At 52.1% G+C, this 9,535-nt stretch carries 9 protein-coding genes; 5 read left to right on the top strand and 4 right to left on the bottom strand.

Annotated features, from left to right (window positions below; genetic code table 11):
• Positions 1–354: 354 nt before the first annotated feature.
• Entirely contained in the window at positions 355–771 is a 417-nt protein-coding gene (locus tag JRG72_10680; protein ID MBW2135669.1) for a hypothetical protein, read from the top strand.
• Positions 772–863: 92 nt separating this feature from the next.
• Complete coding sequence (locus JRG72_10675) at positions 864–1,175, top strand: hypothetical protein (GenBank protein ID MBW2135668.1); 312 nt, start codon at positions 864–866, stop codon at positions 1,173–1,175.
• A gap of 426 nt (positions 1,176–1,601) precedes the next feature.
• Here the strand turns inward: JRG72_10675 and JRG72_10670 are convergent, their stop codons facing one another.
• From JRG72_10670 to JRG72_10655, 4 genes are all read right to left on the bottom strand, one after another.
• The gene (locus tag JRG72_10670) at positions 1,602–2,663 is read right to left on the bottom strand and encodes a dual specificity protein phosphatase family protein (protein ID MBW2135667.1); all 1,062 of its coding nucleotides are present in this window, start codon (positions 2,661–2,663) and stop codon (positions 1,602–1,604) included.
• A 71-nt stretch (positions 2,664–2,734) separates the two neighbouring features.
• Positions 2,735–5,284 carry a pyruvate kinase gene (locus JRG72_10665; protein ID MBW2135666.1) on the bottom strand — a complete coding sequence of 850 codons (2,550 nt, stop codon included), beginning with the start codon at positions 5,282–5,284 and terminating at the stop codon, positions 2,735–2,737.
• 5 nt (positions 5,285–5,289) lie between these two features.
• Positions 5,290–5,664, bottom strand: coding sequence for a response regulator (locus tag JRG72_10660; GenBank protein MBW2135665.1), 375 nt, complete (start codon positions 5,662–5,664; stop codon positions 5,290–5,292).
• A 2-nt stretch (positions 5,665–5,666) separates the two neighbouring features.
• A complete protein-coding gene (locus JRG72_10655; GenBank protein ID MBW2135664.1) occupies positions 5,667–7,739 on the bottom strand; it encodes a PAS domain S-box protein in 2,073 nt (690 codons plus the stop codon).
• On the opposite strand from JRG72_10655, the gene JRG72_10650 reads away from it, so the two are divergent.
• From JRG72_10650 to JRG72_10640, 3 genes are all read left to right on the top strand, one after another.
• Positions 7,690–8,439, top strand: a complete 750-nt coding sequence (locus JRG72_10650; protein ID MBW2135663.1) for a sulfite exporter TauE/SafE family protein — start codon at positions 7,690–7,692, stop codon at positions 8,437–8,439. The two genes, JRG72_10655 and JRG72_10650, sit on opposite strands and share 50 nt — an antisense overlap.
• Before the next feature lie 101 nt (positions 8,440–8,540).
• Positions 8,541–9,122: a hypothetical protein gene (locus JRG72_10645; protein ID MBW2135662.1), complete on the top strand. Its 582-nt coding sequence runs from the start codon at positions 8,541–8,543 to the stop codon at positions 9,120–9,122.
• 225 nt (positions 9,123–9,347) lie between these two features.
• Positions 9,348–9,535: hypothetical protein (locus JRG72_10640; GenBank protein MBW2135661.1), on the top strand; the 188-nt coding region annotated here is incomplete at its 3' end.

Raw genomic sequence — 9,535 nt, 5'->3', positions numbered from 1 at the left:
GATTGCGACGTTTTATTCTGCCGCAAAGTCTTGCGGCCGACTTCAAGAGCTTCGTAGGAATCACTGACCTGATTAAGAAGGGATTGCGACCGGTCCTCAATTTCCTCTATAGCTTTTTCCGTCCGAGAGTAGGAATCACTGACCTGATTAAGAAGGGATTGCGACCGTCCTGAAATTAGGGAAAGAGTAGAGAATTTCTGATTCTGGGCAACTCTCTGTTGGTGATGGATTCACTTCTGCACTACGAGGGTCTGGGCGGCCAGGTGCAAAGAATTACAGACCCTGCCACTTTTCCCTTGACAGCCGATTAAGATTGAGTCTAAAGTTCTTTAAATGCCGAAGGAGGTTAAAGATATGAAGAAGCCAGCTATATGCCTGGGGATCGCCTTGCTGATAATTCTGGGGATTGCCGATTGGGCCACGGCGGCTCCCGACCTTTTGGGAACCTATTCGGGCTATGCCAAAAAGATCACTCTAAATGGCTGTTCTAAACCATGGGTCAAAGTAGTAATCTCTAAACAGTGTGGAACGCTGTTTAGTGGGACTGTTAAAATCAAAACCAAAGAAGTTGACTTTGTAGGGAGGATAGAGGCAGATAAGTCACTTTATGTACACGGTTTTTATTCTAGTTTCCCTGATTATGGCTCTGTTGTTTTCTGGGGGAAATATCTTACCAATCCCAATCGGATTAAAATTCATACTTTTGATTTCTATTACAATGATTCTGACAGTAATTATGAGTACAGTATCTTTACGCTCAAGAAGAGGTAGCTGGCTTTCCCTCAGCCTTAACACCGTGGGTTAACCTTAAGGTCAAGCGGGAACTAAACGCCTTATTAAAGAGGTTGAAGGAGGTTGGCGGGATGAGGATGACATTTGGGGCCATGGCCTTCCTTTACTTGATGTCTCTGCTGGTGCCTAGCGCCGGTTTTGCTGTGGAGCCGCATGTCGCTGCCCTGGTGAAGCTAAAGCTAAACCGGATCAGGCACCAGGCACCCGGGATGAGCGACGCCCAACAGAGGCTGCTTCAACAGCGGCTGTACCGGCAGGAGATGTTCCTGCAACAGATGCGCAGGCAAAAATCAGGCCAGCAACCACACGATACTAATATTTATCCACCTGTTAACCCCACCTTACTTGACGGTCCAGTAACCGGTGAGGTTCCGGGCAGGTAAAAAACTTTCCTGCCTTGATATCATGTGCTTTTCAAGGCGAAAGAGGGGACCTCGCCGGTTCGGCAGTCGGTCTGACGGCCACAGTATATTAGCGGGGTAGTAAAAGCTGATTTCAGCGGGGTGAGCGACGGGACTTGAACTATTATGACTGGGCGACTTATGCTTCTCACCGGGTGATCAACGGGGGCTATTTCGTCCTCTATTATCAAGAGGCCCGGGGTTTTCCTTCTCCCCGGTTGAGCGCCATATGGGGGTTTAAGGTTTGTCTTTCAATAAATCCTGCCTCCGGGGCCAGACAACCGGGGAGAGCTTATCCTGATTTCCGGCCCCAAGGGTGCATCAACAATCGGGTTTGATAATCCCATCCCCATTACAACAGTTTGCGGTTTTCTTGGGTATATGAGAACATGGCAGGTTAGTCAGTAATTATTGGATTGACATCAGATGATGGAAAAAACTCTGTACAAACTTCCCCGAGACCACCTCGCTTAAAAAAAACCGTAAAGCAATTTTCCCCGGAAAGCGGGAGGTGAAGGCAAAAAACAGGTTATCGGATAAGCGGGCTAATTCCCGAGATAAATTCTTTAAGAGTTCCTGACGATCAGCAGGGGGCATATCGAACATGCGGCATGCCAATGGCCGGTTGTCAAAAATCAGGCACTCCCCCCACTCATTAAGGGGGCATAAGATGTGGGCTTGCCGGTAGGTCTCGATAAAGTCGGCGCTCAAAGGATCAATCCCCTGGGTCCGTTGCAGCTTTCGTATCGCCTGAATCACTTCCACGGCGCGTTGGATGGCCGCCTGACGTTCAACCCGTCCCAAAGCGGTATTAAGGATGTGACTGATATAGACGGCCTCAATCAAGGTGGTGACGACCGGCTCTAGACAGCAATCGGAGTGGCTTTGGCCACACCGGGCCTTTATGCCAGCCCTTTGTAGACAGTTGTTGACCTCTTCGGCCAGTCCTTCATAATCGGCAAAGAACGGGAATAAATCCACCAGATGCTTGCTCTCCAGAGAGGGCTCCCGGATGGTCAAGCACTTTTCCTTTTTGCCGTACTTCCGGATGAACCACCATTGATAGAAGTTGGCCGGCTGGGATTTAAGCCCCTTCAGCTTCTTACCCGCCAACTTATGGCCCAACCCTTTCCGGAGCAGATAGGCGTTCACCACCGTGCCGGTTCGCCCGATTCCGTGACGGCAGTGAACCAGCACCTTCTTGCCCAGATAAAGGCATTCGTCCAGCCAGTCCAAGGCCTTCTCCAACTCCTGTAGATCCGGGGCTTCCTCGTCCGGAATGGGGAAAAAATACACTTCAAATCCGGAGTCTGCTTCGATCCAATGCAGATCGCAAAACTCGGCGCATAAATTCAATATGGCCTGAATTCCTTGCCGTCGGAGAGACTCCAGATCTTCATATGACATGGGCGCCTGTCCGACCGCCAGACGGTCGGTAATCCAATTGAGTCGATAACGTTCTTTATCCATATCGGGGAGGCTAGAATTTGATTTTTGTCGAAAGTTGCCAGCCAGGTATATAAACCTGAGGCCGCATCGCGTTATAATCCCGAAGTGCGGGCTTCGGATGGGGGTTTCTGCCCCTCGACATATTCCTGGTAGCGCCCCATAAATGAGTCGGCCAAAGAAAATACCTGGTCTTTGCCAGTCAAGGCGATATCCAGCAAGCGGGTTTTGCCCTGGAGGAGGCCCAACAGGGTAAGCCGGGAAAGAATTGTCCGGGGTTCCTGACGATCGAAACGGGCGTCCAGCAGGTCGCCCCGGGTATTAACGGTAAATCCCGCCCATTCCAGGATTATTTTGATAAACTGGACGCGTAATATACGGTTCTCGAAATTCCCCCCGCCCCCCTTGAAGCGAAAGGCGATATAATTGGCTTCGGCGTCATTGCTACAAAGGGCATCGGTGACGGCAAAATGATACCCGAAGCGGAGTATGAGGTGGAGATAGTACCTGGAGATCACTGCGTAACTGGCCAGGACGGCGGAGCGGAGTTTTACCAGACTGGCGCTGATCCGGTCGAATTCCTCCCAGTCGATGTGGAGTAAACCCTCCTGCCACACCACATCTGGATGGGTCAAACCCTCCCAGCAGGCCCGCATTGGTTCTGAGGTGATGAATCGAGGCTCTACAGTTTTGCCCTCTCCTCCCTCGGAGGAAATCCCGCCTTCCAAATCTAGGACATACATGACCAGCGGTAGATCGGACTGCAACCGTCGGGCCCGCGCCAGCCCCCGACCGCTTCGGCCCACCAGGGAAAACATCTCGGCCATGCCCTTTTCGTGCGCAAACCGCGTGAAATCATGCATGCTCCGGCATGCCCGGGGCGCAAAATCAGGAGAGGTGGGATCAATGAGGCTCAGAGGGGTGATATATTCCATGACAGACCGCAGCCGGGTGGAGAAGGGCGTATCGGGCCTAGTCGGGGGCTCGGCAGTGCAGCCCTGGAGGCTTTCCACCTCGCCCTGATAAACCCGGCGGCGGTTGGCATCCACCGTGACGACCTGATCCGGTTTTAGAATCTTCGTGGCTTCCTGAGTCCCCACTATCACCGGAACCCCGAATTCTCGGGCCACGCAAGCGAAATGACTGGCCCGGCTGCCCCCATCCGCCACCACGGCGCGCAACCGCTCTAGTATAGTGGCAAAACTAGGCGGCAGGGAAGGCGATACCAGCACCGCAGCCTCTGGCACATTCCTCAGCTCATCCTTCATCCGGACAACGCAAACCGAGCCCGTGCCCATACCGGGGCTGGCCGTAAGGCCCCCTTCCAGAAGAATGGGGTTGTTGAATTCGGGAATCTTGCCGTTCTCCCAAGCCTGGCAAGCAGAGATGGGACCGGTTTTTAAAGGCCTGGATTGCAGAAGGAATATAACCCCGTTCTTATCCTGGCACCATTCGATATCCTGGGGACCCCCAAACAGCTTTTCCAGAATCATTCCCCACCGGGCCAGCACAAGGGTGTTTTCATTAGAAAGGCAGGGCTTAGGTGGTCCCTTCTGGTCCCTGCCAACTGCTGGCCTGACAATGGTTTCTAACAGATGTGGGGGCTCTTCTCTGGTTAGATAGTGGACTTCGGGGACGGCGCTCCCATCTACCAATCTTCCTCCCAAGCCGGTTGCCGCATATACGGCGACGCAGAAATTTTCCGCTTCCTCCGGAGTGGGCTCCCGGGTGTAAACTACCCCGCTAACCGAGGCGTCAATCATTTCCATCAGCAGCACCGCCATAGGGGTCTCCTGGTCGGCCAAACCGCAGCGGATACGGTAAGTCACCGCCTGGGGGGAATATTTGCTGGCTAAGATCTCTTTATAAGCTTCCAATATCTCCTCGAAGGAGACATTTAAGATGCTGGCATACTGACCGGCCCAGGAGACTTCGCCATCTTCACCGGCCGCACTGCTGCGCGCCACCCAGGGCCCCGCCACACCTTGCTGCCGGTACTCCTCAATTCTTTGGACGATTTCCTCTTGCATCGGTGAGGGTATTACGGCGTGTTTGATTATGGCCACCATTTCGCCGGAAAGCTCTACCAGGCGTTTCCAGTCATCCAATCGCACCTGGGCCAGAAGCTCATCAAGCCGATGTCGGATCTGATTGTAGTTTAGAAAATAGTTAAAGGCGTTGGTGGTTACCACAAATCCCCGAGGCCCGGGAAGCCCGGCTTCCGTAAGCCCCCGAGCCAGGGAATAAGCCTTGCCGCCCGCTAACCTGGGGTTCTGCGCCGCCTCCGCCAAGGTCATGGTGTAGGGAGGCCTGACATCCACCTCCGGTAAGGAGACTGCCTCCTGAAGAGAAATTTCTATCTGCTGGAAACGCTCCTCCAGATCGCGGTACGCCGCCGGATGCATGGATATCAGAGACCGGATCAGGCACCCCACGGACCAACGCAGGCCCCGCACCAGTTGGTCAACTCGTGCCCAGTCCGTTTGCACCTTACCATACAGGAGTTCCTCCAGGTCAGTGATTAATTCCAAGCTCTTCTGGTCGTGACGGAGCAACTCCTTGAACGTCTCATACTTTTGGCGCAGAAGTTTGCTTGGCGCGAAAACCAGAAAAGTCCAATGCTTAAACAACTGCCTGAGATACATCTCGGCTAGTCAATCTCAGTTCCCGCTTCCAGAGCGCTGGCGACCTTGTCCTCCAGCTCTTCCTTGTCGATTGGCTTGATACAATAATCAAAAGCCCCAAGCTGCTGGGCCTGGCGCGCCGTTTCCAAGGTGGGGTAACCGGTGAGCATGATAACCCGGGTCTGGGGAGAGAGCTTTTTTAATTCCTCCAGCACTTCAACTCCGCTCATCTTTTTGAGCCTGATGTCTAAAATGGCCACATCCACCGGATGCCTCTGGATATACTCTAGGGCCTCTTCCTCGTCGGTGTAAACCGCCACCTGATGGCCTTTGCGCTCCAGGATCCGCTTAATCATTATACCGGCGTCGATGACATCGTCGAGTACAAGAATATCACCCATATCTACCCCCTCCCCGGCATCGGTTTTTTGCTGATCGGCGTGTATTCTGGCAACAATCCCTCACCGGTATCTTCCCTGAGTTCTTCTCTTGACACCGGCAATTCTACAATAAATATAGCACCCGGACCAGGTTGTTTTTTAGAAGATCCCACTTTCCCCCGGTATTCCGGCGGTACCGGGCTGACCGCGGAGATTTTTCCCAGGTGGTCTTGAATAATGCCGAACGACACCGACAGACCCAGACCGGTGCCGGTACCGGGAGCCTTAGTGCTGAAAAAAGGATCGAATACCCTTCCCAGGTCTTCGGGGCCGATACCTGAACCACTGTCAGCTACCGTCACCAGCACTCGTCGATCCTGGGGACGGAATTTGGTTTTCACCCAAATGGTTCCATCCCTGCCGATGGATTCAAAGGCGTTGTTCAGGAGATTGATCCAAACCTGCTTGAGCTTTTCTTTGTCACCAATGATATGCGGCAAATCGGGATCCAGGGAGGCTTCGATATTGACCCAATCCTGCTTGAAGGTATGTCTGACTAGATGCAGCACCTCCCCAATGGATTGGTTGAGGTCCAGCTCTTCCATTCTGCTTTCGAATTGCCTGGAAAAGCCCAATAAATCGGCAACGATGCGGCGGCAAATCTTGGCCTGTTTCTCAATAATCTTCAGGAACTCGTGACTCTCACTGTCCTGGGGCAGATCTTCCAAAAGCATCTGGGCATATCCTAAAATAACGCCCAAGGGGGTGTTAATTTCGTGGGCCATCCCCCCGGCCAGCTTACCCATCTGTTCCATCTTCACCGATTGAACCAACTTCTCCTGATACTGTTTGATCTCGGTAATATCACGGGCCGTGAGCAGGAGACCGACGATCCGGTCCTGGTCATAAACCGGCACCTTAACCAGATGAAACCAACGTTTATTCTTGTCTCGGCTTACCTGAATTTCCTTGGACAGGGTATTGCCAGTCCGGAGGATCTGCAAATCTTCTATTCTATGGGTCTCTGCCCGCCATGGAGAAAAGATCTCGAAATCGGATTTTCCAATAATATCCTTGTCAAATAAACCGAAAAATCGGCAAAAAGCCGGGTTTACGGCCCGATAGAGCAGATTCTCGTCCTGCAAGCTGACTAAGTCAGGCGTCACATCCAGAATGGTTTTGAGTAGTTGCTGCTGTCTGGTGAGGTTACTTTCCGCCTCCTTAAGCTCCTGAATATAATTATCCAGGCTATAGGCCATGACATCAAAGGACTCGGCCAGGCTCTGGATTTCATCACCGAGGTTTTCCTGATAAACCGGGCATTGCTGGCAGGCTTCGATTTTTTGAGCATAACCGCCCTCAGCACATTCCGGGCACAATGTTCCGGGCAGATACCAGCAGCGATGGCGGGTATCTCCATAAGCGGGGCATTGGGGCTGCTGGCAGTTTTTTATTTCCCAGCAGTTCCGCTTGAGTTGGGGGCCGGTCTGGAAGGTCAAATTCCCCTTGACCATTTCCTCAGCAGATTTACGCAAAATATTCAAGCGTCGGGTGATGGTTCCGGCAAACAGAGTCCCCAAAACCACTGCCACCAAGGCGACCCCGGCGGATACGCTGAAGATGGTAAACAATAATCTTTGCACCGCCGCCTGGGCTTTGGCCTGGGAGAGTCCCACTCGAACCGTTCCTAAGCGATCCTTACCCACCTTAACCGGCAAGGCAAAATCGTAAACCCGCTCCTCGCCGGTGTCCAGTAACTGAATATGCTGGTCAACACCCTCTGGAATCAGGTTGGCATTCTTAAGCGCTGTAGGAAAGCCCGCTTGGAAGGTGTGAGACAGCACCAGACCACTTTTATCCTGGATGAAGGCATAGATGATATCATCGCTTGAATCCTCGACCTCATCCACCATGTTCTTCAATCGCAAGAAATCCAAAGCCAGCATGGGGTCAGCAGTTCGGGCAGCCAAACTCTGGCTTAGGCTCATACCCCTTTTTTTGATTTCCGCCAGCATAGTTTGAACGGCAATATTGATTTTGCCTCGAATGGGGAGGATCGTCTTGCCGCTGGGACTTTTTCTGGCCGGCGGCAGCATCCTCGGAGCGTATCTGATTCCAGTGTTAACTGCCGGAAAAATCAAGTTGAGCGCCTATATCGGATACTTCGGACTGTGTGTGTTTGCCATCGCTGGGGTGCTTTTTTATGAAACTACGGCTAGGGGCCAGGAAAAGCGGAAGGCGGCCAGAGCCGCGGCCCGGGCTTTTGAAGCGGCCCATATGAAAAAGGGGCCTAGCACTGCCGAAACTGAACAAAAAGCCGCCGTGCCGCAATTGGCCGGAGTCCGGGTCCACCATTGGGGCCTGACCAAGATTGCCTTTACCTTTTACGGCGTTGAATTTTCTTTCAACCCGATCTGGCCGTTAATCGGCGGTTTTGCCATTGCCGCGATCGCCTCCTTTCTGGGCGTTGGCGGTGGTTTTCTGTATGTACCTTTCCTTACCTCGGTTGCCGGATTGCCGATGTACATTGTCGCCGGTACCTCGGCGGTAGCGGTCCTGGTGGGGATGGTGGTTTCCATTTTCAGTTACATGGTCATCAAGGGCGTGCCCGTAGACTTTGTTTTGGTAGGCGTCGAAATGGTGGGCATTGCGTGCGGTTCCTTCCTCGGGCCCCACACCTCCAAGTATATCCCCGAAGTCTGGCTCAAACGCCTGTTCGTGCTGTTGGCGATTTATGTCGGACTGCGTTACACCTCCAAGGGATTCCTGGGATTCTCGGTGGTGCCTCCATTTTAATAAAATCCGGATTTTACGAAAAATAAGAAAACCGGAAAAACCCTTGTTAAGAAATAAACCGATGGAGTAAGGCTTAACTGCCTCCGGAGCAAAACATGGAGATGCCTTCATTTTATCTGTTTCTGGACCCTTACCTGATCTGGTTTTATCGGATCACTGGATCCGCTCTAACCGATTTTTTTATCGGCACTTTTGTGCTTGCCCTTATCGTGATCATCATCGGGGAATTTACCATCTCGTTGACCTTCTTGGCTGTAAAGCGTCGTATCGATCAAACCACGGACGAGGTGATCAAATTCCAGAATCTGTCGGTGGATGCGCTGGCGGCCGGGGACAAACAAGTCTATTCGGCCGCCAACAAGTTGGCCAATGATGCCTTCGGCAAATCCTTTTTTATGCAGATCGCTCTATCCGCGGCATTTTTGTGGCCGATCTGCTTTGCCCTGGCCTGGATGCAGTACCGGTTCCTGGAGGTGGAATTCCCGTTGCCGGTCATCGGTTATTCTCTCAATTACATCGGCGTTTTCATAATAATTTATGCGGTCACCTATCTGTTGTTCAAGAGAGTCAAATATAAACTGCCATTTTTCCGCCGGATCAAAGTGATCCTGGACAGTTACCCTAGTCGGTTCCAGGACATGAAAAGCTTTGCCGATCTGGGGAAATTTAAACCGGAATCATAAACGGGGAAATGAGAAAATACCGGGGTAACCGCTTACGGCTGCTTAAAGTTACTTATAAGATGATTTAAGGCAATTATGGTTTACCACCCTCCAGAGCTTTAGGGGATTAGCATGGGCCAGAGGGTTTTAACGCCAATGAACCTTAATTTTGGTGGGAGTTCGGCTAAATATAAAAAACCAGCCGGAACAGGAGATGATGTTTGTATCAAGAAAGGAGTAAGGAGGATGCGAACATTAGGGAAATGGTTAGGAATGTTAACTCTAGCTCTATCAGTGGGGTTGCCGGCCGGGACGGCCTGGGCCATCGATGCTGATGATTTGCTGGATCTGTTGGTGGAGGAGAAGGTTATTAGCTCCGAGAAGGCTCAGCGGTTGAAGCAAAAAGTTGAGCGCCTGGAACGCGCCAAGAAGGC

This window comes from Deltaproteobacteria bacterium, assembly GCA_019309545.1.
Lineage (GTDB): Bacteria > Desulfobacterota > Desulfobaccia > Desulfobaccales > Desulfobaccaceae > Desulfobacca_B.
The sequence above is the reverse complement of the archived record's forward strand: the minus strand, read 5'-3'. Positions and strand labels throughout refer to the sequence as shown.